General features: G+C 48.6%; 21 protein-coding genes and 3 tRNA genes. 12 read left to right on the top strand and 12 right to left on the bottom strand.

Annotated elements, in window-relative coordinates; genetic code table 11:
• Nucleotides 1-11: 11 nt before the first annotated feature.
• Entirely contained in the window at nucleotides 12-1892 is a 1881-nt protein-coding gene (locus QFZ48_RS04715) for an Nramp family divalent metal transporter (protein WP_429045363.1), read from the bottom strand.
• A 16-nt stretch (nucleotides 1893-1908) separates the two neighbouring features.
• On the bottom strand, nucleotides 1909-2568 hold the full coding sequence (locus tag QFZ48_RS04710; RefSeq protein WP_370909687.1) for a metal-dependent transcriptional regulator: 660 nt from the start codon (nucleotides 2566-2568) through the stop codon (nucleotides 1909-1911).
• Between the two features lie 131 nt (nucleotides 2569-2699).
• On the opposite strand from QFZ48_RS04710, the gene QFZ48_RS04705 reads away from it, so the two are divergent.
• From QFZ48_RS04705 to QFZ48_RS04690, 4 genes are all read left to right on the top strand, one after another.
• Nucleotides 2700-3641 carry a hypothetical protein gene (locus QFZ48_RS04705; protein ID WP_429045365.1) on the top strand — a complete coding sequence of 314 codons (942 nt, stop codon included), beginning with the start codon at nucleotides 2700-2702 and terminating at the stop codon, nucleotides 3639-3641.
• Between the two features lie 334 nt (nucleotides 3642-3975).
• Nucleotides 3976-4050 (top strand) — tRNA-Val (locus QFZ48_RS04700).
• Nucleotides 4051-4089: 39 nt separating this feature from the next.
• Nucleotides 4090-4164, top strand: a tRNA-Val gene (locus QFZ48_RS04695).
• Nucleotides 4165-4193: 29 nt separating this feature from the next.
• Nucleotides 4194-4268 (top strand) — tRNA-Val (locus QFZ48_RS04690).
• Between the two features lie 73 nt (nucleotides 4269-4341).
• On the opposite strand, the gene QFZ48_RS04685 is transcribed toward QFZ48_RS04690, so the two are convergent.
• On the bottom strand, nucleotides 4342-6486 hold the full coding sequence (locus QFZ48_RS04685) for a cation:proton antiporter (RefSeq protein WP_429045366.1): 2145 nt from the start codon (nucleotides 6484-6486) through the stop codon (nucleotides 4342-4344).
• Nucleotides 6487-6591: 105 nt separating this feature from the next.
• On the opposite strand from QFZ48_RS04685, the gene QFZ48_RS04680 reads away from it, so the two are divergent.
• The 4 genes from QFZ48_RS04680 to QFZ48_RS04665 all read left to right on the top strand — a co-directional run bounded on the left by QFZ48_RS04680 (nucleotide 6592) and on the right by QFZ48_RS04665 (nucleotide 9738).
• The gene (locus QFZ48_RS04680) at nucleotides 6592-6900 is read left to right on the top strand and encodes an ATP-dependent Clp protease adaptor ClpS (RefSeq protein WP_079469023.1); all 309 of its coding nucleotides are present in this window, start codon (nucleotides 6592-6594) and stop codon (nucleotides 6898-6900) included.
• An 8-nt stretch (nucleotides 6901-6908) separates the two neighbouring features.
• Complete coding sequence (gene aat, locus QFZ48_RS04675) at nucleotides 6909-7547, top strand: leucyl/phenylalanyl-tRNA--protein transferase (RefSeq protein WP_370909690.1); 639 nt, start codon at nucleotides 6909-6911, stop codon at nucleotides 7545-7547.
• Between the two features lie 39 nt (nucleotides 7548-7586).
• Nucleotides 7587-8195 (top strand): DinB family protein, encoded by a 609-nt coding sequence (locus QFZ48_RS04670; protein ID WP_429045369.1) that lies wholly within the window; start codon nucleotides 7587-7589, stop codon nucleotides 8193-8195.
• Between the two features lie 76 nt (nucleotides 8196-8271).
• Nucleotides 8272-9738, top strand: coding sequence for an MFS transporter (locus QFZ48_RS04665; RefSeq protein WP_429061330.1), 1467 nt, complete (start codon nucleotides 8272-8274; stop codon nucleotides 9736-9738).
• Here the strand turns inward: QFZ48_RS04665 and mtaB are convergent.
• A complete protein-coding gene (gene mtaB, locus QFZ48_RS04660; protein ID WP_429061328.1) occupies nucleotides 9735-11012 on the bottom strand; it encodes a tRNA (N(6)-L-threonylcarbamoyladenosine(37)-C(2))-methylthiotransferase MtaB in 1278 nt (425 codons plus the stop codon). The genes QFZ48_RS04665 and mtaB overlap by 4 nt on opposite strands.
• 82 nt (nucleotides 11013-11094) lie before the next feature.
• Here mtaB and QFZ48_RS04655 point away from each other — a divergent pair, with 82 nt between their 5' ends.
• The 3 genes from QFZ48_RS04655 (at nucleotide 11095) to priA (ending at nucleotide 14814) form a co-directional block, all read left to right on the top strand.
• On the top strand, nucleotides 11095-11538 hold the full coding sequence (locus QFZ48_RS04655; RefSeq protein ID WP_429045375.1) for a DUF4258 domain-containing protein: 444 nt from the start codon (nucleotides 11095-11097) through the stop codon (nucleotides 11536-11538).
• A gap of 73 nt (nucleotides 11539-11611) precedes the next feature.
• Nucleotides 11612-12379 (top strand): lysophospholipid acyltransferase family protein, encoded by a 768-nt coding sequence (locus tag QFZ48_RS04650; protein WP_079469018.1) that lies wholly within the window; start codon nucleotides 11612-11614, stop codon nucleotides 12377-12379.
• Nucleotides 12376-14814 (top strand): replication restart helicase PriA, encoded by a 2439-nt coding sequence (priA, locus tag QFZ48_RS04645; protein ID WP_429061324.1) that lies wholly within the window; start codon nucleotides 12376-12378, stop codon nucleotides 14812-14814. The genes QFZ48_RS04650 and priA overlap by 4 nt, the downstream gene beginning before the upstream one ends.
• Before the next feature lie 2 nt (nucleotides 14815-14816).
• Here priA and QFZ48_RS04640 read toward each other — a convergent pair whose 3' ends face one another.
• On the bottom strand, nucleotides 14817-16787 hold the full coding sequence (locus QFZ48_RS04640; protein WP_429061321.1) for a hypothetical protein: 1971 nt from the start codon (nucleotides 16785-16787) through the stop codon (nucleotides 14817-14819).
• 33 nt (nucleotides 16788-16820) lie between these two features.
• The gene (locus tag QFZ48_RS04635; protein WP_370909697.1) at nucleotides 16821-17483 is read right to left on the bottom strand and encodes an oxidoreductase; all 663 of its coding nucleotides are present in this window, start codon (nucleotides 17481-17483) and stop codon (nucleotides 16821-16823) included.
• 65 nt (nucleotides 17484-17548) lie between these two features.
• Between QFZ48_RS04635 and murB the strand changes: the two genes are divergently transcribed.
• The gene (gene murB, locus QFZ48_RS04630; protein WP_429061318.1) at nucleotides 17549-18565 is read left to right on the top strand and encodes a UDP-N-acetylmuramate dehydrogenase; all 1017 of its coding nucleotides are present in this window, start codon (nucleotides 17549-17551) and stop codon (nucleotides 18563-18565) included.
• 271 nt (nucleotides 18566-18836) lie between these two features.
• Here the strand turns inward: murB and QFZ48_RS04625 are convergent, their stop codons facing one another.
• The 6 genes from QFZ48_RS04625 to QFZ48_RS04600 form a co-directional block, all read right to left on the bottom strand.
• Nucleotides 18837-19805 (bottom strand): YpdA family putative bacillithiol disulfide reductase, encoded by a 969-nt coding sequence (locus tag QFZ48_RS04625; protein ID WP_429061315.1) that lies wholly within the window; start codon nucleotides 19803-19805, stop codon nucleotides 18837-18839.
• A 15-nt stretch (nucleotides 19806-19820) separates the two neighbouring features.
• Nucleotides 19821-20516 (bottom strand): glutamine amidotransferase-related protein, encoded by a 696-nt coding sequence (locus QFZ48_RS04620; protein ID WP_429061313.1) that lies wholly within the window; start codon nucleotides 20514-20516, stop codon nucleotides 19821-19823.
• 38 nt (nucleotides 20517-20554) lie between these two features.
• Entirely contained in the window at nucleotides 20555-21400 is an 846-nt protein-coding gene (locus tag QFZ48_RS04615; RefSeq protein WP_429061311.1) for a class I SAM-dependent methyltransferase, read from the bottom strand.
• Between the two features lie 150 nt (nucleotides 21401-21550).
• Nucleotides 21551-22507: a YeiH family protein gene (locus QFZ48_RS04610; protein ID WP_429045391.1), complete on the bottom strand. Its 957-nt coding sequence runs from the start codon at nucleotides 22505-22507 to the stop codon at nucleotides 21551-21553.
• Between the two features lie 93 nt (nucleotides 22508-22600).
• Complete coding sequence (locus QFZ48_RS04605; RefSeq protein ID WP_429045393.1) at nucleotides 22601-23440, bottom strand: hypothetical protein; 840 nt, start codon at nucleotides 23438-23440, stop codon at nucleotides 22601-22603.
• A gap of 73 nt (nucleotides 23441-23513) precedes the next feature.
• Nucleotides 23514-23891 carry a hypothetical protein gene (locus QFZ48_RS04600; protein WP_429045394.1) on the bottom strand — a complete coding sequence of 126 codons (378 nt, stop codon included), beginning with the start codon at nucleotides 23889-23891 and terminating at the stop codon, nucleotides 23514-23516.
• Between the last annotated feature and the right edge of the window lie 19 nt (nucleotides 23892-23910).

Genomic DNA, 23910 nt, shown 5'->3' with positions numbered 1-23910 from the left:
CTTTTTAAATTTTATTGCACTACCAGTACCGGGATCTTTACCTGGTGTCTTACCTGGTTAGCTGTTTCACCATACAGCCAGTCTTTAAAGCCCCTGTGGCCGTGGCCGCCCAATACCAGGAAGTCTGCTTTTTCTTCGTGTACGATGCGGGCAATTTCACGTGCGCGCCTGCGGAAGCCGAGCACGCCTCTGGCGCTGATGTTGCGGCTTTTCAGCAGCGCAATGTAGGTGTCCAGCTGTTCCTGGTCGCGGCGTGTTTCCAGGTCGTCCGACTCTTTTCCAAAGTATTTGGCGGAAGCGCTTTCCACGATATGAATGAGGATATATTGCGTGTGTTCGTTACCGTGAGCGATAGCGTTGGTTACAATATCTTTATCGCGTTGCGAAAAATCGAGGGCCATGGCAATACACTGATAGGTGGGCTTTTCCATTTCTCCCAGTGTAACCTGGGTAGTATGGATGCCTGCCGCAGCATCTTCGCGGTAACGGCGGCGCAGCGGGTATACAATGGTGATAAGTAGCAACACCACGAAGCCGAGGCAGCCGGCCATAATTAATCCGTCTACAAAAATATTCCCGGTACCAGACATATAATCAAAGGCTTCTGATAATACCATCCGCATATTAAGGTACACCAATAAACTGGTGACCAGCCAGCTGAAAATTTTGGTAACAGGTTTAATGGCAAACGTGCCCATCGTTTTTTTATCGCTTACAAAATGGATAAGGGGGATGATAGCAAAGCCCAGTTGCAGGCTGAGCAATACCTGGCTGAACACCAGGAGCGCACCTACCTCTTCGTCGCCGGCAATAAGGATTACCAGCAGGGCAGGGATGATGGCCAGCAGCCGGGTGATCAATCGCCGCAGCCAGGGGTTGATACGCAGGCGGAGATAGCCTTCCATTACAATTTGCCCGGCCAGGGTGCCGGTTACTGTGGAACTCTGACCGGCCGCAATCAATGCCACGGCAAACAGGATGGGAGCCAGTTTGCTTCCCAGCAGCTGATCCAGCAGGCGGTGTGCATCCTGGATCTCCGCCACATCTGTTCTGCCACTTTTGAAAAATACGGCGGCAGCAAGGATCAGGATAGCAGCATTTACCAGGAACGCCAGGTTCAGTGCAATGGTGCTGTCGATAAAGTTCATTTTAATGGCCTGCCTGATACCCGCATCGTCCCTTTTTATTTTCCGTGTTTGTACCAGTGCCGAATGGAGGTACAAGTTGTGCGGCATTACGGTGGCGCCGATAATACCGATGGCAATATACAACGCGGTGTTATCGGGGATGCCTGGGATAAAGCCCCGTATTACTTCATGCATTTGCGGCTTCACGAGGATCAGCTCCACGAGGAAAGAAGCGCCCACAATGGCAACGAGACTGATAATAAATCCTTCCATTTTGCGGATGCCATAACGTTGCAATATGAGGAGCAGAAAAGTGTCGAGTACGGTTAAGCTTACGCCCCATACAAGTGGCAGCCCCGTCAGCAGTTGAATACCAATGGCCATCCCCAGTACTTCTGCCAGGTCGGTAGCTGCTATGGCGATTTCCGCCAGCACATATAAGATGAAATTCACTACCGGCGGATAGGTTTCCCGGTTAGCCTGTGCCAGGTCGCGGCCGCGCACAATGCCCAGCCGGGCACTCAGGCTTTGCAGCAGCAGGGCCATGAGGTTACTCATGAGTAATACCCACAATAATTTGTAGCCGTATTGGCTGCCGCCGGCCAGATCGGTGGCCCAGTTGCCAGGGTCCATATAACCAACGCTTACGAGATAGGCGGGGCCGAAGAAGGCGAAGATCTTTTTCCACCTGGATTTTCCACTCGTTTCTACACTCTGATGTACCTCACTTAACGATGCTGATGAATGTGTATGCTCGATGCTCATAGTATATTGCTGATAATTAAACGGGTCTGACCATAATGTTTTTTGCAACCTGTTCACTGATGGTGATGGCCGGTTGTCCTTTTACTTTTATTTCAATAGAATTGTCGTACTCGTAATGCGCCACTATTTCCAGCTGAGTACCCAGCTTAATCCCTTTGGCGTTGAGAAAGGCCAGCAGCGCGGTAGATTGATCTGATACGGCTGTTACCACCAGCCGTTTGGCGTTGGCCTGATCCAGCGAAGTTTGGGGGCGAGGTTTTGCCAGTTTGCCATTGGCGTCGGGAATCGGGTCGCCGTGCGGGTCTATCACGGGATTGCCCAGGAATTCGCTGAGCCGGTTGGTGAGCTTTTCACTGCGCACATGTTCCAGTTCTTCCGCCAGCTCATGCACTTCTTCCCAGCTGAAGGAGAGCTTATCTACCAGGAAACACTCCCACAGGCGGTGTCGCCGCACAATTTGCAGGGCTGCTTTCCTGCCGTCTGCCGACAGTGTGATGCCTTTGTACTTTTCATATTCAATCAGCTTTTTCTCTTTCAGCTTCTTGGCCATGTCTGTTACCGATGCAGGCTTGGTTTCCAGTTCATAAGCCAGCGCGTTGGTGGTTACAACAGCGTCGCCTTCCTGCAGCTTATATATCGACTTAATATGGTTTTCCTCTGCGATAGATAAATTCATGCTATCTAAAATATTATTTAGACAAATCTAAATAATAATTCTGAACATTTCTCTATCCGGTATGTTTTTTGATTTTTAACGCGCACATATAAAAATTATATCTAACTTTTCGCCCAGAATTAACTTTTCTAATGAAGCGTTTCCTTTTATTATTACTGGCAATCGGAGTTTTAGCAGCCTGCAAATCGAAGAAGAAATCAGGCAGCGGCACTGAGCCCATGACATTTGAAGACTTCCAGGCATTGTTTACACCTGGTACCCTGCCATACCGGCTTACACCGGATACGCTCCAACTGAAACAACCGGATTCACTGCGACTGGATACAGCCGCCATGCGGTTTTTAACAGATACGCTGACGAAAGGTGATTTCGGTAAAAACGAACCGGTGAAATATTTCCCGCTGCAGCGGATTCCCGGCAACACTGTGAACTATATGACTATAAAAGCTGCCGGCAGGTCACAATCGGTAGGTTATCTCTGCTTCCTGGATAAAAAAGGCAAGTATCTCAACCGGATCCGTGTAGCCAACACAGGTAGTGCGGACGGTACAGTTACCTCCCTGCTGATAGACAGTAAAAATGTAGTGAAGATCAGCAGCGAAACAAAATTGTCGGGCAGCCGGAGCGCATTGAAAGAAGATTTTTACATGGTGAATCCTGATGGATCGGTAACACTTATCATGACTAACTCCAACGGACCTACGAACGCCGGCCAGATCTTCAACCCGATTGATACATTACCCCGCAAACACAAATTTTCCGGCGATTATACAGCCGGCGACATGAGCATTGTATCCATCAGGGATGGTGATGATCCAAAATCCTTCCAGTTCTTCATCACCTTCTCAAAAGATAACGGTAACTGCAAGGGAGAACTGAGCGGCCGGGGACATTATATTGGTGGCAACCGGGGCGAATACAAAGACAAGGAATCTTCCTGTGGTATCGCCTTCCAGTTCACCGGCAACCGGGTGAATATCCGCGAAATAGGCGGCTGCGGCGCTTATCGCGGCATCAAATGCTTCTTTGAAGGCGGCTTCGCGAAGAAGGCGGAGAAGAAGAAAAAGAAATAACGCGGATGTTGTCTTTCTCGCTGATTATACTGATTCGTTTGATTTTACTTTTTTGATTTTATAAAGGATTTTTAAAAAGATTTGGGAAGATATAAGCGAATAGATTTGCTTGTATCTTCCCAAATCTTTTTAGGAATCTTTTAAAAAAAATCCAAAAAATCCAATGAACAAAAATCAAGCAAATCAGTATAATCGGCGTAATCAGTGCCCAAGACAATTTAAAATCGCCGAAGGCGATCCCCGCGTTTTTTTAAAAAATATTTGGTAGAATAAAAATAGTTTATACCTTTGCGATCCAATCGAACGAAAGGGACGATAGGAAAGAAACAAAAGAGGGAGCTTAGCTCAGCTGGTTCAGAGCATCTGCCTTACAAGCAGAGGGTCACTGGTTCGAATCCAGTAGCTCCCACACAATAGTAATTTGACATATTTCCAAAGATCTTAAAGAGGGAGCTTAGCTCAGCTGGTTCAGAGCATCTGCCTTACAAGCAGAGGGTCACTGGTTCGAATCCAGTAGCTCCCACACTACACCTACCTCCAAAAGATCTTTACGGGAGCTTAGCTCAGCTGGTTCAGAGCATCTGCCTTACAAGCAGAGGGTCACTGGTTCGAATCCAGTAGCTCCCACACTACACACAAATAAAAAGGTCCTGCAGCAATGCGGGACCTTTTTGCGTTTAGCCACTAAGGACTGTAATAGTTATTTCTTAAATATCCGTTTTACCGCTTTACCCAGTTTATTCAGGTTGGCAATTTGTTCCTGTATAGGCGCCAGCGTCAGATCTTCCGATTGAAGGCCCGCTTCCAGTGAATCAAACTCTCTTTGCTCCGGGTACAGCAGGATTACATTATTGTCCTTAAAATGCCGCTCTAATTTAGCAGGAATACCATCCATATATGCATGATAGGAGAGCGTGCTTTTACGCGCGGTAACCACCACTACCAGGTCGTCCCGGGTAATTTCCCTGGAAAGAACCAGAAAGTCCTCGATGGTATCAAACTGGCGGAAACCCAGGTCCACGCTCATCTTCGTTTGCTCTGCAAAAGCGGTGGTGATCGTTTGTGTTTTTTCATTACAGAAAACCAGCAACCTGGCGCCTGCCTGTTTGGCCAGCATAAACATTTTCTGCATGTAATGCAGGAAGCCCAGCTCGTATTCAGCGTTGGGCGGCATCACCAGCACCATTTTTTTGGTGGTATTCAGCGGTGAGTGGAAGTTGCACACATACACGGTTTCCCATACCCGCTGTAACACGTTATCGAGGGTGGTACCAAAGATGTTGCCCAGCCAACGGTCGGTGGTACTTGTTTTATCCGTCCAGCCCAATATCACATCGCTGATCAGCAGTTCCTTAGTGGCACGCGTAATGCCATCGGAAACGTTGAGGTCTATGCGGGTCACCACCTGCACGTCACTTTCCGTGGCAGCGGCATGTATCACCGCTTTTTCCAGCATCTTGTTGGTGAGATGGATCTTCTCTTTCGCCTCTTCATTATCCTGAACTACCGCCAACGGGTAAATAGGAGTAGGGGCGTTACTGTCTTTGATCATTACTGCAAAGTCAAGCAGGGCCTCAATACGGTCGGGGTTGGAAACCGGCACCAGTATGCGCTCTGGCTGATCGTCCACTTCCGGTTTGCCTTCAGCTTCCTGTATGGCCAGCCGGCGGCCGGCATTTTCGGTTACAAAAGAGCCCACCAGGCAGGTAATGAGAATGAGTATCACGGTGCCATTCAGCACATGTTCATCTACGATATGCATGTTGTACCCAATCAGTATTACCGCAATGGTAGCAGCGGCGTGCGCGCTGCTGAGTCCAAAGATCACTTTGCGCTGGTTGGCGCTGTACTTGAAAACCAGTTGTGTAAACAAGGCGGCCAGCCATTTGCTGCTAAGCGCCATCAGGGTAAGCGCGCCGGCAATGATCAGGGCTTCAGGGCCTTTCAGTAATACCCGCAAATCTACCAGCATACCTACGCTGATGAGGAAAAACGGGATGAAAATAGCGTTGCCCACAAACTCAATCCGGTTCATCAGCGGGGAAGTATGTGGGATCAGCTGGTTAAGCGCAAGCCCCGCCAGGAAGGCGCCGATAATACCTTCTACGCCGGCCAGCTCGGCCAGGAATGCGGATGCAAATACCAGCGCCAGCACAAAAATGAAATGTGAAGTTTTATCGTCTTTAATCTTTTTAAAAAACCACCGGCCAAGCATAGGCATCAGCCAGAGGATGATGGCGGCAAAAATGGCCAGTGAAATGCCAAGCCGCACCCAGAAATAAGTATTCAGGTTGCCAGCCTGCGCACCGGTGATCACGGCCAGTATCAGCAACACCGCAGTGTCGGTGATAATGGTACCACCCACGGCTACGGTAACGGCCTCGTTTTTTGTAATACCTAGCCGGCTTGCCAGCGGATATGCCACCAGCGTATGAGTAGCAAACATGCTGGATACCAGCAGGGTAGCCATGAAGTTAAATTGCAGTACATAGGTGCATACCACAAACCCCATTGTAAGAGGAATAAAGAAGGTAAAAGCGCCGAAAACCATGCTGCGGTAGCGGTTCTTACGGAATTCTGTCATGTCCAGCTCCAACCCCGCGAGAAACATAATATACAATAGCCCGGCTTTGGCAAAGAGGTCAATACTGTCTTTCTGTATAATTTTAAAACCATGATCGCCGATCAGCATACCGGCAATAATCAGCCCTATGATACTCGGTATCCGCAGTTTACGTAACAGGATGGGCGCCAGCAATATTATAAACAACACCAGCGAAAAGATAGGCACCGGATCTTTCAGCGGTAAATTTGTATTCATCAATAAAACCAGTCCGTTCATCATAACCATTTTTTAAATTCGGAAGTATCCTGAAATCAACAGATCTCTGCTAAATATGGATAAATTAACGAATAATCCATGTAATTTTGCATAAAGCTTTTATTAAAGATGAGCGATCGTACAAGTACAAAAGGATTACCGGAGGAAGAGGTAGATGTGCTGGTGGCGGAAGATGAACAGTTTCCGTTCAGCCTGGTAGTCTGGAATGATGAGGTGAATACATTCGACTGGGTCATTGCTTCACTGATGGAGGTATGTGGTCACACGCATGAACAGGCAGAGCAGTGCGCGCTGATCATTCATTTTAATGGAAAGTATGCCGTAAAACAGGGAGAATACCTGAAACTGCGTCCCCTGTGTGAAGCCCTGCAGGAGAGAGGACTAAGCGTTACTATTGAAGAAATGGCAGGCAGCTGATTCCTGATATGTCCGTTTTCCGTCTTAACAAACAACTGATTTTCCCCCCTGTTCAGCTTTCGGAGCCGGACGGACTACTCGCCGTGGGCGGTGATCTGTCGGTAGAAAGATTGCTGCTCGCTTACCGTTCCGGGATCTTTCCCTGGTACGATGAACCGCCTATCCAATGGTGGAGCCCTGATCCCCGCTTCGTATTATTTCCGGATGAATTAAAGGTATCCGCCAGCATGAAACAGGTACTGCGCAAAAAACAGTTCCGGATTACCTTCAATGAAGATTTTGCAGGCGTAATTGCCCGGTGCAGCAGCATTCCCAGGGAGGGGCAAACCGGTACCTGGATCACGCCCGAAATGCAGGAAGCCTATATCCGGCTGCACCACGCCGGCTACGCGATGTCGGTGGAGTGCTGGCAAAACGACGAACTGGTGGGCGGTCTTTATGGTGTTAAAACAGGTCCCTTCTTTTTTGGCGAGTCGATGTTTGCCACTGTGAGCAACGCCTCCAAAGCAGCTTTTATCACCTTTGTGCAAACTTATGCACACGAACTGGAAATGATCGACTGCCAGGTGCATACCGACCACCTGGCCTCGCTGGGCGCAGGTTTTATTACCCGCGAGGAATTTCTGGAGATCATTGGTTTTTCGTAACTTACCTATCTTCTTTTTAACTCCTAAATGTAATCCACGATGAAAAAGCTATCGCTGCTGTTTGCTATTGCAGTCTTTTCTGCTGTTACCGCATTCCAGCCTGTAACCAGCGCCAGGGAAGACAGGTCCCTTCTGCTCAATCAACTGCAACAAACAAAGGAACAGCTCCTCAAAGATGTGCAGGGACTTACCGATGCACAGCTGGAATATAAGCCCGCCGCCGATCGCTGGTCAGTGATTGAGTGCGTGGAGCATATTACCCTGATTGAAAAAGCAATTATGGAAGGGGAACAACACCTCATACAACAACCTGCCAATCCTGAAAGAAAAAAGGATATTAAAGCCACCGACGAACAGATTATTAAGAATGTGGAAGACCGCAGCCATAAAGTAAAGGCGCCCGAATATGGTGTTCCAAAACACACTTATTCCTCTAATGCAGAAACTATAAAAGCTTTTACAGACCAGCGGGATAAACTGATTGAATATGTCACCAACACAAAAGATGCGTTGCGGGATCATATTATGGATCACCCGGCACTGGGACCAGTAGATGCTTACCAGTTACTATTGCTGGATGCGGCGCATACTAACCGGCACACACAACAGCTGGAAGAAGTAAAAGCTGATCCCGGTTTTCCGAAGTAATATAGCCATCCCTGCTGTTGGCATGGTATAATCATTGCCGGTGCACGTGTATCTGTTTATACTGAAATACAAAAGTATGAATCTGAGACCGCGCACCGACATTACTGAACCCGAAAGGAAAATTGGCATGAGGCTGATCATAGGCGACGGGCTGGCGGCGGAAGCCATGATCACACTCACCGGCGGCGCCTTCCTGATTGCAATGGCACTGCTCATGGGCGCCAATAATCTGCAGATAGGATTGTTGTCTGCCTTACCCACTTTCACCAACGTGTTTCAATTAATATCCATTTGGCTGGTGCGGCGCACCAACAACCGGAGAATGGTAACAGTGCTGTGTTCCCTGCTGGCAAGGATACCGCTGTTACTGATAGGCGCTATTCCTCTGATGTTCCCGCAAACAGGCAATATCAATTTCCTCATCTTCTTTCTTTTCTTTTTCTACTTCTTTGGCTCTATCGCCGGCCCCAGCTGGAACGCCTGGATAAAAGACCTTATCCCGGAACAGATCATGGGCACCTATTTTGCCAAACGAAGCAGCTATACGCAGGGACTAAACGTAGTACTGAGCCTGGCAGCCGCTTTTGGCGTGGATTATATCCGCAGGCATTACCCCGCATATGAACTTACTACCTATTACTGTATGTTTATTGCTGCCGGTGTTGCCGGCATCGCGGGGGCTTTTATATTGGCAGGAGCGCCGGAACCACAGTCGTATATGGACAAGGAAAATTTTTTCAAATTATTGCTGCGCCCGTTGCGCGACAATAATTTTCTCCGGCTGCTCGTTTTCAATTCAGCCTGGGTGTTTGCCCTGAATATTGCCACACCTTTTTTTACGGTATTCATGATGCAGGGGATGCATTTGTCCCTGTCTGTTATCACCATATTGCTGATGGTAAGCCAGCTCACAGGAGTATTTACTTTCCGGATGTGGGGCGTGTTTGCAGACAGGTACAGCAATAAAACCATCCTGGCCATCAGCGGTCCGTTATATATTTTTTGCGTGATCGGGTGGTGTTTTGTTGGAATTTATTCGGAGATGTATGCTAATATAATCCTGCTGGTGCTCATCCATATTTTCACTGGTATTGCCAATGCAGGTATCAATCTCTCGTTAACCAATATCGGGCTTAAACTGGCCCCGGTAAAGGATGCGGTGGTATACTTATCCGCCAGGAACATCATTACCGCCGTTTTTTCCGCCCTGGCGCCGCTGGTTGGTGGTATCCTGGCCGACTTTTTTGAGTTAAGACATATACAGATTGATGCAACATTCACGGGTCCACACAAATCAAAGGTGCTGCACCTGCTGGCCCTGCATCAATGGAATTTCCTGTTCCTCATTAGCGCCATCCTGTCGTTGATATCACTGGAACTGCTGCTGCTGGTGCAGGAAAAGGGAGAAGTGGGCAAAAGTATAGTCGTACGCATTATGCGCAGCAGTATTAAAAATAACCTGAAAGATTATTACCTGATCGGCAACCTGATTTCGTGGCATGACCATTTCCGCGGATTTTTACTCCGCAGAAAATCCGGTTAGCGCAGATCCCAGTCGATCAGCTGATTGTGCCATTCCTGGCGGAAAGGAGTTGTTACTTTGATGTAATTATCGGTGTAACCTTCCATCATACCATCTTTTCCCAGCGATTCAAACAGCACCTTCCTGGTTTGATGCAGGTGTTGCTCATTAAAGTATTGCTGTTTTTTGTGGCTGAGGTTACGCAGCATTTTATTGCGTTCGTTCCGGATATGCACAGGTACTACCGGTTTAATATCCAGCGCACCAGTGTTGGCGCGTTCTGAGTAGGTAAATACGTGCAGATAAGATACATCCAGTTCATGCAGAAAGTCGTACGTTTCACGGAAATGCGCATCGCTTTCAGACGGGAAGCCTACGATCACATCTACACCGATGGCGCAATGTGGCATAAATTGTTTGATCAGCGCTACTTTCTCTGCATACAACTCACGGCGGTAACGGCGGCGCATCAGGCCAAGGATCTCATTACTGCCGCTTTGCAGTGGAATATGGAAATGAGGCATAAACCTGCGGCTGTTGGCCACAAATTCAATGATCTCGTTAGTGAGCAGGTTAGGTTCTATAGAAGAAATGCGATACCGGGAAATACCTTCTACTTTATCCAGCTCCTGTGCCAGTTCAAAAAAGGTTTCTTCCCTTTTCTTGCCGCCTTCAAAGCCTTTTCCAAAATCACCCAGGTTTACACCCGTGAGCACAATTTCCTTTACGCCGGTAGCGGCCAGGTCGTGCGCATGTTTTACTACATTGGCAACACTGTCGCTGCGGCTTTTGCCCCGCGCCATTGGAATGGTGCAAAAGGCACAGGTATAATCACAGCCATCCTGTACTTTCAGGAAGGTGCGGGTACGGTCGTTAAGAGAATAGGAAGCACGAAAACTATTCACCTCGTCAATATCGCAGGAGCAGATTTTAGCGCTGTCGCCTTTGGTGAGCGTTTTCAGGTGTTCGGCGATGTTGAACTTTTCAGCGGCGCCGAGTACCAGGTCCACCCCTTCAATAGAAGCAATTTCCTCAGGTTTCAGCTGGGCATAGCAGCCGGTGATTACTACCATGCTGCCGGGTGCGCGGCGCTGTATGCGGCGCACCAGCATACGGCACTCTTTATCAGCATTATCTGTTACAGAGCAGGTGTTGATTACATACACATCCGCTGTTCCGTCAAAATCCGTTTTTACAAACCCATCCTGTTCCAGCAACCTGCTTATTGAGGAGGTTTCTGAGAAATTCAGCTTACAGCCGAGAGTATGAAATGCTACTGTTTTTACCTGTTCCATAAAGGGAGGCAAAGGTAGGAACTTTTTATGTCATAGTTAGGTAAGGAATTTTTGACTATTTTGCGCGGCGTTCTATTGTTTTATGAAATCAATGCAAAAATACCTGCCCGTCTTCCTGTTGTCCATCTTATTGCTTGCCGGCTGGCAGCAGAAGTGGTGGAAAAGCGCGCCCGCAGCTCCTTCCCCAGGCAGCCGCCCTGTAGTGGTTCGCAATAACTCCAGCAGTCCCGCTATCGCCAATGAGGTAATTAACAGGCATGCCCATCTTGAATATACCAAACATGCCATTTGTCGGATGGATTGCCGTCAGGTGACAACCGCAGAAGTGGAGGAGATCCTGGCGGAAGGCAAGATCAACGCGGAAAAGTCTAACCCGGAAGACCGCCCCTGCCCAACGTATGCCCTGGAAGGTTATTCCAGTGAAGGCCAGCACCTGCGGATCGTTTTTGCGCCCTGCGATTCACAGCACGCCAAAGTAATTACCTGCATCGACCTGGATAAGGACTGGGTCTGCCACTGCGATTAAATCGGCCACCGGTTCGGTGTAATTAGTAATTTTCTTCGTAGTTTTCCGCCATATTAAACCTTTCGAGGCGTTTATGAATTTTTTACTGAAACCGTTGCGTGTTATTTATGTGATATACGCCGCCGCTACTTTCCTGGGCATCATGTTCCTGATACTGCCCCCCATTTTCCTGGCCTCTTTACTGGGCCGGCAAAAAGGAGGTAACATCATATTTTATTTCCTGCGCTTCTGGGCACATACCTGGTTTCCGCTGGTAGGCATGTGGGTTACCCGCAAATATTTATGCGAACGCGACAATGAACCCTGCATCTATGTGGTAAACCACCGCTCTTATCTTGATGCAGCCATCGCCGTAAAAGTAATGCGCCTCCCTTTCCGCCCGCTGGGAAAAGTAGAAATGTCTAAAATTCCTTTCTTCGGTTTTATCTATAAAAATTCAGTAGTACCGGTGGACCGTTCCAGCGCAGCCGCCAGGGCCCGCAGCGTACGGGAAATGATGACCGCCCTCAAAGCAGGTATTTCCATCCTCGTGTTCCCGGAAGGCACCACCAACGATACCGATCAGCCATTACGCCCCTTTCATAACGGTGCATTCCGTATGGCCATCGAATTGCAAAAACCAATCAAACCGGTGCTCTACCTCGATGCAGGCCACCGCTTACCACATAAAGGACCTATGCACATCTCCCCCGGCAAATGCCGCGTGGTATTCCTGCCACCAATACCCGTAACAGGAATGACACTCGATGATATCAACACCCTCAAACAACAGGTGTTTGATGCAATGGACACCGAATTACGCAAGTATCACAAATATCCAACCCTGCAGCCAATAGGATGAAGTACGCAGACGTAATATTGCCATTGGCGTTACCAAAAAATTATACTTACGCGGTTCCCGAAAATATGTCCACCCTCAAGGTAGGAAGCCGGGTAGCCGTTCAGCTAGGGAAACAAAAAAAGTACGCCGGTATTGTGAAAGCCATTCACGAACAGGCCCCCCTGTATAAAACCAAGCCGCTGCTGGATATGCTGGATGCAGAACCTATCGTGTATCCCACACAGTTAGCCTTCTGGACATGGGTGGCCGCTTACTATATGTGTACGGAAGGGGAAGTGCTGAATGCCGCCCTGCCAGCCCATCTCAAGCTGTCCAGCGAAACACTCCTGCTCTTCAACGATGCCTTCGGTGACGACTTCACTTCCCTCAACGATGATGAATACCTCATCGCGGAAGCCCTCCTCATCCGCAAGGAACTGCGCATCGAAGAAGTACAGCTGATTCTCGATAAATCAGAAGTTTACTCTGTTATCAAATCCCTGATAGAGAAAAAAGTATTGCTGGTATATGAAGAACTGAAAGAAGTATACCGCGAGAAACAGGAGAATTATGTACAGCTGCATGCGGACTACCAGGAAGAAGAACAACTGGCTGCATTGTTCAACGATATGGGCCGCGCACCCAAGCAAATGGAGCTGCTGCTCGCTTATCTCCACCTGCTCAAAACACAGGGCGTGGTACTGCAGAAAGAACTGCTGAAAAAATCCGGCGCCACCACCGCCCAGTTAAAAGGACTGGTAGATAAAAATATCCTTTGGATAGAAAAACGCACGGTAGACCGGATTCCCACCGGTAAGGTAGATACACAGATCGATTTTGACCTGAGCCCTGCACAGGAAGCTGCCTTCGCAGAAGTACAAACACACTTCAAAGATAAACAGGTAACCCTGCTTCACGGCGTTACCTCCAGTGGTAAAACACAGGTATACGTGAAGATGATGGAAGAATGCCTGGCTGCGGGCAAACAGGTGCTGTACCTGTTGCCCGAAATAGGACTCACAGCGCAGATCATCCGCCGCCTGCAGAAGCATTTCGGCACCAGCATTGGTATCTATCACTCCCGGTTCAATAACAACGAACGCGTGGAAATATGGAACAAGGTGAAAACAGGGGAGCTGCAAATCATACTGGGCGCCCGTTCCAGCCTGTTGCTGCCCTTCCGCGACCTGGGCCTTATTATCCTCGATGAAGAGCACGATGCCTCCTATAAACAACAGGACCCGGCTCCCCGTTACCATGCAAGGGATGCCGCTATTTATTATGCCGGCCTCTTTAAGGCCAAAGTGCTCCTCGGCTCCGCCACACCTTCCCTGGAATCGTATTTTAACGCCCAACAGGGAAAATATGGGCTTGTTGAACTGAAAGAACGCTTCGGTGGTGTAGAAATGCCGGCGATAGAAATAGTGGATATCAAAAAAGAAATGGCGGAAAAAACAATGGACGGCCATTTTACCTCCGCCCTGAAAGCAGCCATCACACAAACTATCGCCGATGGTAAACAGGTGATCCTGTTCCAGAACCGCCGTGGTTATGCACCTTTCCTGCTATGTACTACCTGCGGATGGATCCCGCATTGCAAACAATGCGATGTTTCCCTCACCTATCATAAAAACCAGGATAAACTGCACTGCCACTATTGCGGCACCAGGTACCCATACGTACATACCTGCGCAGCCTGCGGCTCGCAAACCATTGAACCCAAAAGCTTTGGTACCGAGAAAATAGAAGACGACCTCCAGGTGGCCTTCCCGGAAGCTCGTATCGCCCGTATGGACGTGGATACGGTGAGGAACAAAGACAGCCACAATAAGCTCATCCAGCTGCTGGAGGATCGCAGTATAGACATACTCGTAGGCACGCAGATGGTGGTAAAAGGGCTGGACTTTGAAAACGTGAACCTGGTAGGCATCCTCAGCGCCGACAACCTCCTGGGCTTCCCCGATTTCAGGGTGAATGAAAGGGCCTTCCAGATGATGGAACAGGTAAGCGGCCGTGCCGGCCGTAAAAACGGGCTGGGAAAAGTATTGATCCAGGCCAGCAACACCCGGCACCCGGTATTGCATTATGTAATGGCGCACGACTATAAAGGCATGTTTGAAGCAGAAATCGCTGAACGGCAGGTATTTGGTTACCCACCCTTTTTCCGTTTACTGAAGCTTACTATCCGGCATAAAAACCAGCAAACAGCTGAACAGGCGGCGCAGATCCTGGCCAGCTGGCTGCAGCCGCATATCGGTGCACAACTGGTAGGACCAGCAGCTCCGCTGGTAGCAAGGGTACGTAATAATTATTTACAGGAAATGCTGATCAAACTGCCACGTGAAGCCAGGCTGATCACTCATATCAAAAGAGTATTACAGGAGTTTATTATCCAGCTGAAAACGGAAAAAAGGTTCCGTTCGGTAGTGATCATACCGGATGTAGACGGCGTATAAAATTATTCTTTCACCAGTATCAGGTCCTGCTGCTGGAGTGTATGGATCCTTTCCAGCAATTGACCGAATACCGCTTTACTGCTTCCGGAGAAATCAGTCTGTTTGTACCACTCCAGTACAAAAATGCGCAGCTGGTTGCCGTCCTGTTCACACCGCATTTTAAAACCTAGCGCAGGATCGGCTCCTTTATCACTTATTTCTGCCGAAAAATCTCCCTTATTCGCTACTTTATAACCCGCCGGCACCGGCACAATCACGCGTTTTTCCTGGTAATAGGGAAATGTGATCTGCACAGGAAGATCGCCCGGCGGAAGCGGGATGTCAACCGGCATATTACCACCCAGTAAAGGACCCACGTGGATAACAATGCTGTTGTTTTTATTTTCTACCGAAGATGTGGTAAGCAACGTACTGTTCAGCAATACAGGTTTATCCAGGGAGCGGTTATTAAACACTTCGTTTTCTGCTTTCACTTCCGTGGGTTTCCTGATACCAGGTTCAAAAGGAAGGATGGCATTGTATACCTGCAGTCTGCCATCCGGCGTACTGCCGGTACCGCCAAAAGCTGTTTTCAGATTGGATGCGGGATAACCACCAAAAGATTGCTTCACCTCCCAGGTAGGATCTGTTACTGACCGGAGCGTGGCCTCGGTGGTAATGTTACTGAGTGTGTATGGCGGCGCCGGCGTTTGAATAAAATCGGTCAGCACCTTGCTCTCCCCCGCCACCAGCGTATCACGGCAGCGCAGCGCAGGAATGCCGGTCCATAACGACGGGTAACACGGAAAGCGTGTATTCATTTCCGTTGGCGCCAGCGCCTGTTGCAATCCCGGGAAATACAGTAGTACATTGGTTGGCAGCTGCCGGTATACCAGCTGGCTGTCCATCAGCAAACTGTCGCGTGAAGTAGTAAATAATATCTGCGTGGGAATATTCAGCATATAATACACCGCATTCAGCAAACGGGTAAAGCCTGCTTTTTCTGCCTGCTTATTACGGATGATGGAAATGATATCCACCGTTTCACCGGTTTCAGAAGGCTCTACCAGCCGGTAATTAGATTTTATAAATTGTTCTACCAGGTAGATCATCTGCGGAACAGGAATCCGTTGTTTCAGGAAAGGCCATTTCTGCAGTTCTTTTTCCAGTTGTTTATATTCTGCTTTTGATACCGCCACAAAAGGGATATAATTATCTTCCCCAAACTTCTGCCACGTCATGTGTACTGTATCTTTTCCTTCTATTGCCTGCTTCAATCCGAAATCAATCCGCTTTAGTTGTGGCAGGTAAAAATACAGGTCGCTGCTGGGCAGGGCCGGCATATTTTGCATATTCAGCTGGTAGTAGTGGTTGGTATCCGTAATACTGTCCTTCAGTGCTGGCAAACCGGTGCTGGGCTTCACTACAAAATCCAAAGTTTTGGGCGCTATCAGTACAAAGCTGAGCTGGTCGCACGCGATACCGGATTGCAGGTAATCGGTGCCTGCATAATCGTACTGCACTTTCAGGCTCAGCTCATATTCAATTTCACAGCCGGCTTCCAGTACGAGGTTGTTGGCTACTATTGCTTTCCGCTCGCGATCCATTTCAATCATCCGTACCTGCTCGTTGAGACTGGTCACGCTGCCGCCCGGATGTATTACGCGGATGCGCAAGCCGCGCAACGCTTCGCTGGGTTCCATCGACATCACCAGGCGGGTAAGGCTATCCGCCGCGCGTTGTGTATTAACTTTTATATTTTTATAGAGTGTTTTATAGTGCGAAGTGGCCTGTGCTTTATCACGCGGACTTACATTAAAATCCCTTACCATTCTGTAATCCACGATCGTGTAAGGAGCATCAGTAGATGGAGTGGTATGCAGCTGTGGATTGTCTTTCCATATTTCAGGAAAGTAGCTGTTTACCTGCGCCTGCATAGATAGCGGCAGTATTGCAATAACTGCAACAGCCAGAAGAAGGACCCATTTTTTCATACGGGTTAAAGATAAGACTCAAATTCCGGATTTTCACGACTCGCCCATGCTCTGGATAGCATCTGATTCAAAGATGCTCACACCTTCATCATTCTCTTTTGCTGCTATGATCATGGCATTGGCAACGGTTGCCGCTTTAATGCCCCGGTATTTTTTCCATCTTCCCTGTAATAAAAAATAAAAAAGCTGGATAAGATATCTGCTGATCCATTCGCCTAACCTGAATTCTTTCCGCTGCCCGATCAGTACCGAAGGACGGAAGATATTAACACTGTAGAAACCCACCTGTTGAATGGCTTCTTCGGTTGCTCCTTTGGTACGCAGATAAAAGTTGCGGGAGTGCGGATTAGCGCCAATGGACGACATCAGCAGGAATTGTGTGACGCCTTGCTGTTTGGCGATCCTGGCGCATTTTACAGGAATACCGTAATCCACCGCCCTGAAATTTTCCTGGCTGCCGGCTTTTTTGATGGTGGTACCGATACAGCAAAAAAGAACATCTCCCTGTAGCGCTGCCGCCAGGCTCTCATCCGATTCAAAGTCTGCAATAATGCTTTCCAGTTTCGGCCGGTCATGGGCCCAGGGCTGCCGGACCAGCACCTTTACTTTGCTGAATGCCGGGTCATGCAGCAGGGCCGCCACCAGGTGGGTGCCTGTGAGTCCTGTTGCGCCTATTACAATCGCCGTTTTATTCATGAAACTGGATTTATGATTTCTAAATGATTTGCGGCTATCTTTGCTCACCATAAATTTAAGTTATTATGCAGGTATCAGAAAATGTTCTGCTCAAATCATATAATACTTTTGGTATCAACGCCACTGCACGTTATTTCGCGTCCTTTTCCTCAGCAGAAGAGCTGAAGTCATTCACAGAACAACCGCAGAGCGACGGCCTGCCCCGGATGGTCCTGGGTGGTGGCAGCAACATCCTGTTCACACAGGACTTCAATGGCTGGCTGCTGAAAAACGAGATCAAAGGTATCACCGTTACCGGGGAAGATAACGACTACGTATATGTGAAAGCAGGCGCAGGAGAGAACTGGCACGGGTTTGTGCAGCACTGCATCGCGCAAAATCTCGCCGGCCTGGAAAACCTTTCCCTGATACCGGGTAACGTAGGCGCCAGTCCCATGCAAAATATCGGCGCTTATGGTGTGGAAATAAAAGATGTATTTCATGAGCTGGAAGCGCTCCACCTGAAGGATCACAGCATCGTTACCTTCAACAATGCCGATTGCCATTTTGGTTATCGCGAAAGCATCTTTAAAAAAGAATATAAAAACCAGTTTGCTATTTTATCTGTTACCTACCGGTTAAGCAAGCAGCCACATTTCAATACCAGCTACGGCGCTATCAATGAAGAGCTCCAGCGGATGAATGTGCAGGAGCTGTCTATCCAGGCCATCAGCCAGGCAGTGATAAACATCCGTTCTTCCAAACTGCCCAACCCCGCAGAAATAGGTAATGCAGGCAGCTTCTTTAAAAACCCAACCATCACCAAAGCGGAATACGAAAAGCTGCACGCCGAATTTCCTGCCATGGTAGCCTACCCCGTAGCGGACAACCATTTCAAACTGGCCGCCGGCTGGCTTATCGAGCAATGCGGCTGGAAAGGATACCGTAACGGCGATGCAGGCGTACACGCCCGCCAGGCACTGGTACTCGTAAATTACGGCCACGCCAAAGGCGCCGATATTTACCACCTGTCCCAACAGGTACTGGACAGCGTAAAGGCCAAATTCGGAGTGGAACTGGAGCGCGAGGTGAACATTGTTTGATACGGAGGGAGCGCCTTCGGCGCTTGTAAATTGTCTTGGAGCGCTGATTACGCTGATTATACTGATTGGCTTGATTTTTACTTTTTTGATTTTTATAAGAATGAAGGGAGATATAAGCGGATAGATCCGCATGTATTTCCCTTATCTATTTTTAAATCTTAAATAAAATCAAATAAAAATCAAAAAAGTAAAATCAAACATAATCAAATCAAGCCAATCAGTATAATCAGCGCTCCAAGACAATTTACCAGCGCCGAAGGCGCCCCCCGCTCTACGCATTCGCACGGACATGCGCCATAATCTTCTCCGCATGATCCCGCGAGTTTTCAATGAACCACACGTGGGTATTCATCCCCCCGCAAACCACGCCGGCCAGGTAGATGCGCGGCATATTGGTTTCCATGGTGATAGGATTGTAGGTTGGGAGTTTGAGACTATCATCAGACAATGCGATGCCTGCCTTTTGCAGCAGGCTGAAATTAGGCTGGTAGCCAGTCATAGCGATCACAAAATCATTGGCAATGGTAACGGGACCGTCAGGCGTTGCGATATCCACTTCCTTATCCCGGATGGCGGTAAGTGAAGAATTAAACCATGCTTTAATAGATCCCTCTTTGATGCGGTTTTCAATATCCGGCCGTACCCAGTATTTTACGCGGGAGCCAATGTCTTCCTGGCGGATCACCATGGTTACGCGGGCGCCTTTGCGGTAAGTTTCCAGGGCGGCATCCACGGCGGAGTTATGAGCGCCTATCACTACTACATCCTGTGTGGCGTAGAAGTGGGGATCTTTATAATAGTGTGTTACTTTAGGAAGATCTTCGCCGGGTATGTTCAGCAGGTTGGGAATGTCGTAAAAGCCGGTAGCAATAACTACGTGCCGTGCATGATATCTACTCTTTTTGGTTATAACCGTATATTCGTTGGCGTTGGGTATTACCTGCTCCGCTTCTTCAAACAGTTTTATGTTCAGTTCATGTGAAGTAGCTACCCTCCTGTAATATTCCAGGGCTTCCGGCCGGGTGGGTTTGGGATTGATGGACACAAAGGGAACGTTGCCAATTTCCAGCCGCTCGGAGGTAGAGAAAAAAGTCATGTACAGCGGGTAGTTATAGAGGGAGTTCACCACACAGCCCTTTTCGAGGATGATGTAACTAAGCCCCGCTTTTTTAGCTTCCAGTCCGCAGGCAAGACCAATAGGTCCTCCGCCGATAATCAATACGTCAAACGCAGCAGTCATACAATCATATTTTATTTACAGCGCTGCCATATAATCCAGCAGGCGGTGCATGTTTTCAGTATTTTGTGTCAGCAGGTTCATATGCTGGCGGATTTTATCTTCATTTTGCACAAATGGTCCACCGGCGGCAATGGCGCCGGCGCCGTGCAGGATCATTTCCTGCAAACTTTCTGCCGTTAATTCCATATGGAACTGGAGCCCAATTACGTTGTTGCCGTAAATGAATGCCTGGTGACTGCAGGCTGCGGACGCCGCGAAGCGGGTAGCGCCTTCAGGCACATCAAAGGTGTCGCCGTGAAAATGAAAGGTGTTAAAGTGATGTGGCAGCACGGTTTCCAATGGGGCGGCCTGGCCCTGAAAGCTCAGGTCCAGCGGGAACCAGCCGATTTCCGGCTGCGTGTGCGGGTATACGTTAGCACCAAGAGCCGCAGCAATCAGTTGTGATCCCAGGCAGATGCCCAATACTTTTTTATTTTGTTGGATAGCTTCCCGGATAAGGGCTATTTCTGTGGTCATCCACGGATGATGATCCTGTTCATACACGCCCATCGGTCCGCCCATGATAATGAGCCAGTCGGCCGCCGCAACGGCACTGGTATCAGTATTTTCATACCAGCGGGTATAAGTTACCTGGTGTTGATGACGGTTGGCCCAGTCGGCGATGCAGCTTAATCCTTCAAAAGGCACATGTTGAAAGTAGTGAATATGCATATGCAGAACGCTAAAATGATGCACCGAAGATACGGCTGCTATTTCACTTCTGCTCTTACCACCCTTAAATATTCATAACCTTTCATCTGCTTACTCTTTTCTCCGAAATATTTTGCGCGGTAATCCCCGCCGCCGCCGTCATAGTGCAGCTTCAGGTGATGTAATTCGAGGAAGGCATACAACTCTTCCGGGCGGATACCAAAGTCCCAGTTCTCACCGGCGCGGCTCAGCAGCTTGTTTATACGCACAAACCCATAGAATGCCGTGGGATTTTCCAGTACTGCTTTTTCTACATAGGTGAAGATGATCTGTGTACCCGGACTAAAATTTTTCACATGATGGAAAATCGTTTCTGCTTGTTTGGCTTCCTGCCTGGTGGTGATTCCTTCCCATAGGAACAATGTTTTGTAATGTGCGCCGTAGAAGAGTTCCGGGAATACTTCCGAGATCTGCTGCGTGTTTAAATCCAGCTGCACATAATCCACGTGAACGGCGGGCAGTCCTACCAGGTCAGACAGTATTTTCTTTTTTGTATACTGGAGCGCGGGATGATCCATTTCTACATAATGCAGTGGTACGCCTACGTTGAGGCGGTGCGCCCTGGTATCAAAAGTAGCATTGAGGATGATCACCTGGTTAATTCCCTGCGATCTTACGGCATGCAGGATCATGTCGTCAATCAGCCTTGTTCTGGCAACAGCGGCGGTGAAGCTGCCAGGCCAGCGGAACTGGATGCAGGCTGTCACTATTCTCCGGATGAAGGCGATGGCGCAACCTGCCAGTAAGATCTGATAGAATTTTGACAGGAATGCACTGGCAAACGGATCATACAACAAACGCTCTTTTTCAGGTTTCGTACTTTCTATTGCCCGGAATGCAGCCATATAAGTGCCGGATTTTGTGGCTGGGGACCGGCTCATAAATTACGTGTAGTCATCTTGGTTATTATGATAAATGCTGCCAGTATCACAAATGCTCGATGATCAAATATATGTAAAAATGATAATTGGGTTATCACGGGGTTTTCCCCGGTATCAGGCCAGGCAGCAGATGGCCAGTAAGGTACCGGTACTGATCAATACCCATAGTACTACCCCGTGAATCAATGGTTTACGCCCGATTCCCCGCAACGCCTCGCGGCTGAGATTGGTGCCTATCAGGAAAAGGGTGAGCGACAACCCTGTTTTGGCGCTTTTTACCAGGAAGGGGCCCGCGTGCTGGAATAGCGGTACCCAGGTATTCAGCAGCATGGCAGCAATGAACACCGCAATAAACCACGGGATCTTTATGTTACCTGTACCTGTTTTAAACAACAGGGTGGTCATAAATGCTACGGGAACAATCCAGAGGGCGCGCGACAGCTTCACCGTGGTGGCTACCTGCAGTGCTTCTTCGCCGTATTTGCTGGCGGCGCCTATCACGGAGCTGGTATCATGAATGGCGATGGCGCTCCACAGGCCAAACTGTTGCTGGGATAAATGTAACCCGTGGCCTACCGCCGGAAAAATAAAAAGAGCGAGTGCATTCAGCAGGAAAATGATTCCCAGCGCAACAGATATCTGTTTCTCACCGGCTTTCATTACCGGGGCAATGGCGGCAATAGCGCTGCCGCCGCAGATGGCGGTGCCACAGGAAATAAGATGAGCGGTTTTTTTATCGATGCCCAGCAGCTTACCCAGCACCGCCCCTGTTAACAGGGTACCTGCAATGGCAGTAACCGTAAAGAGAAAACCTTCACCGCCGGCTTTCAGCGCGCTGTGTACATTCATGCCAAAGCCCATTCCTATAATCGACAGCTGCAACAACCAGTGCGTGATGCGCGGCGTTACCGCAGTGAAAGGGTTCCCGCTGGTTTGCGCCAGTGCAAATCCCAGCAACAGCGCCACCGGTGGAGTTACTACGGGCAACAGCGTAATGGCTGCTGCGGTAAGGAATATAATTTTCTGCGTGTTCTCCGGCAGCCAGGCAGCTATTGTCTTCTCTTGTTGCATACACGAACGTTTGTAATTGGATACAAAGGTCCGTATCGCTGCCGCGGAAGTCAAATGTCTATATGTGATAGGTGATAACCAAAAGTTATGGGATTAATCAACAGAAAGAATGAACTTATTGAACTTCACGGCGAAATCTTCTTTCAGGCTTTTATCGATGCCACTGAGGTAGTTCACCGTAAAGCCACGTTGCAACCTGCGCGGAGTGCCGCCATCCAGTTGAATGGGCCGGGAGTGCAGCACGCCTATCAGCTGTTTCCCCTGGAAAACAAGGGCGAGGCGATACAAGGGGCTGGGATCGTCGATACCGCTTTCATAATTGAAATACAGCAGGTAAGGCTTGAGGGTGGTTTCTTCTTCCAGTTTGAAATTGTGGATAAAGGGCTCCATATCGGCGGTACTGCGACCGGTATGTTGCTTCAGGTAACTGCTTAAAGCAGATTCAATGATAGTGCCGCTGCGGATACTTTTCTTTTGCGTATAGCCGTCAATGGTAGCCCACATCTTTTCCCCGTTGGTGGCTACGGGCAGTTTGATATCGCGTTGCAGTACGCCTGCATCCACGCCGTTTACTTTTATTTTGCGGCCCTTGTGAAAAATGGGTTTGCTGTATTCTTCTTTCGTAATATCAAAATCTACGCTTACAGGGTACCAGTCTTTTTTCACCGGCGCACAACGCAGCGGGATATAATCCACGAGGGTAACCAGTGGTTCTCCGCCTGGATTATTCAGTATGGTAGCAGCGCCGTTGATTCTTTCGCCAACAATGGGAGCCTTGCTGCGTGCTGGTTTGGCGGCAGTGGTAGTAGCAGTTTTCTTATCGTTTTTTGCAGCGTTTTCTTCGTTATCGTATTTACTTGGTTTGTTATTCAGGTTGCACGATACCAGTAATACTGCCAGTGAGAGGCAGGATAAATATTTATTGAGATGCATATGAAAGTTACTGTTTTATGCGGATGGAAGGACTCCGGCTTCCACCCGCATGGCATCTGCACAAAGATTAGGCCTAGAATTCCGTGAATATAACGGTGTCGCCTATCTGCAGCCGGTGAACCTGTTTCATGGTGGAAAACGGGTCCAGCGGCGACCAGTCCTGCGCAGTATAAAGTTGTATGTTTTTACCTGTCAGTTCTTTTTCCAGTGTTTTTAGAGATAGGCTGGTATTAGTTTTACGGGAGATGTAATAGATCCTGGGATCCTGCTTCAGGTGAATAATAATGCCAGGAGGACCCGCTTTGATTTCTTTTACCACCCCGGTGATTGGCGTGCAATTCTTTTTATCAGCCTTACGGGCAGAGGGAATACCGGAAATAAGCAATACCAGTATTAAAGAGGCCACCAGCAATAATGCGGTGGTACCTTTTTTGTTGGCTTGTTTTTTCATGATCCGTTGGCGTAAATCA

Source organism: Chitinophaga sp. W2I13 (assembly GCF_050434005.1).
Taxonomy (GTDB): Bacteria; Bacteroidota; Bacteroidia; order Chitinophagales; family Chitinophagaceae; genus Chitinophaga.
The sequence above is the reverse complement of the archived record's forward strand: the minus strand, read 5'-3'. Positions and strand labels throughout refer to the sequence as shown.

What these genes read in the sequence shown, in the direction of transcription:
- QFZ48_RS04625 (WP_429061315.1), bottom strand. Translation starts at nt 19,805, where the DNA reads ATGACTGCTGCGTTTGACGTATTGATTATCGGCGGAGGACCTATTGGT.
- QFZ48_RS04605 (WP_429045393.1), bottom strand. Translation starts at nt 23,440, where the DNA reads ATGCATCTCAATAAATATTTATCCTGCCTCTCACTGGCAGTATTACTG.
- QFZ48_RS04600 (WP_429045394.1), bottom strand. Translation starts at nt 23,891, where the DNA reads ATGAAAAAACAAGCCAACAAAAAAGGTACCACCGCATTATTGCTGGTG.
- QFZ48_RS04620 (WP_429061313.1), bottom strand. Translation starts at nt 20,516, where the DNA reads ATGCATATTCACTACTTTCAACATGTGCCTTTTGAAGGATTAAGCTGC.
- aat (WP_370909690.1), top strand. Translation starts at nt 6,909, where the DNA reads ATGTCCGTTTTCCGTCTTAACAAACAACTGATTTTCCCCCCTGTTCAG.
- QFZ48_RS04615 (WP_429061311.1), bottom strand. Translation starts at nt 21,400, where the DNA reads ATGGCTGCATTCCGGGCAATAGAAAGTACGAAACCTGAAAAAGAGCGT.
- QFZ48_RS04670 (WP_429045369.1), top strand. Translation starts at nt 7,587, where the DNA reads ATGAAAAAGCTATCGCTGCTGTTTGCTATTGCAGTCTTTTCTGCTGTT.
- mtaB (WP_429061328.1), bottom strand. Translation starts at nt 11,012, where the DNA reads ATGGAACAGGTAAAAACAGTAGCATTTCATACTCTCGGCTGTAAGCTG.
- QFZ48_RS04680 (WP_079469023.1), top strand. Translation starts at nt 6,592, where the DNA reads ATGAGCGATCGTACAAGTACAAAAGGATTACCGGAGGAAGAGGTAGAT.
- QFZ48_RS04635 (WP_370909697.1), bottom strand. Translation starts at nt 17,483, where the DNA reads ATGAATAAAACGGCGATTGTAATAGGCGCAACAGGACTCACAGGCACC.
- QFZ48_RS04685 (WP_429045366.1), bottom strand. Translation starts at nt 6,486, where the DNA reads ATGATGAACGGACTGGTTTTATTGATGAATACAAATTTACCGCTGAAA.
- QFZ48_RS04610 (WP_429045391.1), bottom strand. Translation starts at nt 22,507, where the DNA reads ATGCAACAAGAGAAGACAATAGCTGCCTGGCTGCCGGAGAACACGCAG.
- QFZ48_RS04705 (WP_429045365.1), top strand. Translation starts at nt 2,700, where the DNA reads ATGAAGCGTTTCCTTTTATTATTACTGGCAATCGGAGTTTTAGCAGCC.
- QFZ48_RS04665 (WP_429061330.1), top strand. Translation starts at nt 8,272, where the DNA reads ATGAATCTGAGACCGCGCACCGACATTACTGAACCCGAAAGGAAAATT.
- QFZ48_RS04715 (WP_429045363.1), bottom strand. Translation starts at nt 1,892, where the DNA reads ATGAGCATCGAGCATACACATTCATCAGCATCGTTAAGTGAGGTACAT.
- QFZ48_RS04650 (WP_079469018.1), top strand. Translation starts at nt 11,612, where the DNA reads ATGAATTTTTTACTGAAACCGTTGCGTGTTATTTATGTGATATACGCC.
- QFZ48_RS04655 (WP_429045375.1), top strand. Translation starts at nt 11,095, where the DNA reads ATGAAATCAATGCAAAAATACCTGCCCGTCTTCCTGTTGTCCATCTTA.
- murB (WP_429061318.1), top strand. Translation starts at nt 17,549, where the DNA reads ATGCAGGTATCAGAAAATGTTCTGCTCAAATCATATAATACTTTTGGT.
- priA (WP_429061324.1), top strand. Translation starts at nt 12,376, where the DNA reads ATGAAGTACGCAGACGTAATATTGCCATTGGCGTTACCAAAAAATTAT.
- QFZ48_RS04640 (WP_429061321.1), bottom strand. Translation starts at nt 16,787, where the DNA reads ATGAAAAAATGGGTCCTTCTTCTGGCTGTTGCAGTTATTGCAATACTG.
- QFZ48_RS04710 (WP_370909687.1), bottom strand. Translation starts at nt 2,568, where the DNA reads ATGAATTTATCTATCGCAGAGGAAAACCATATTAAGTCGATATATAAG.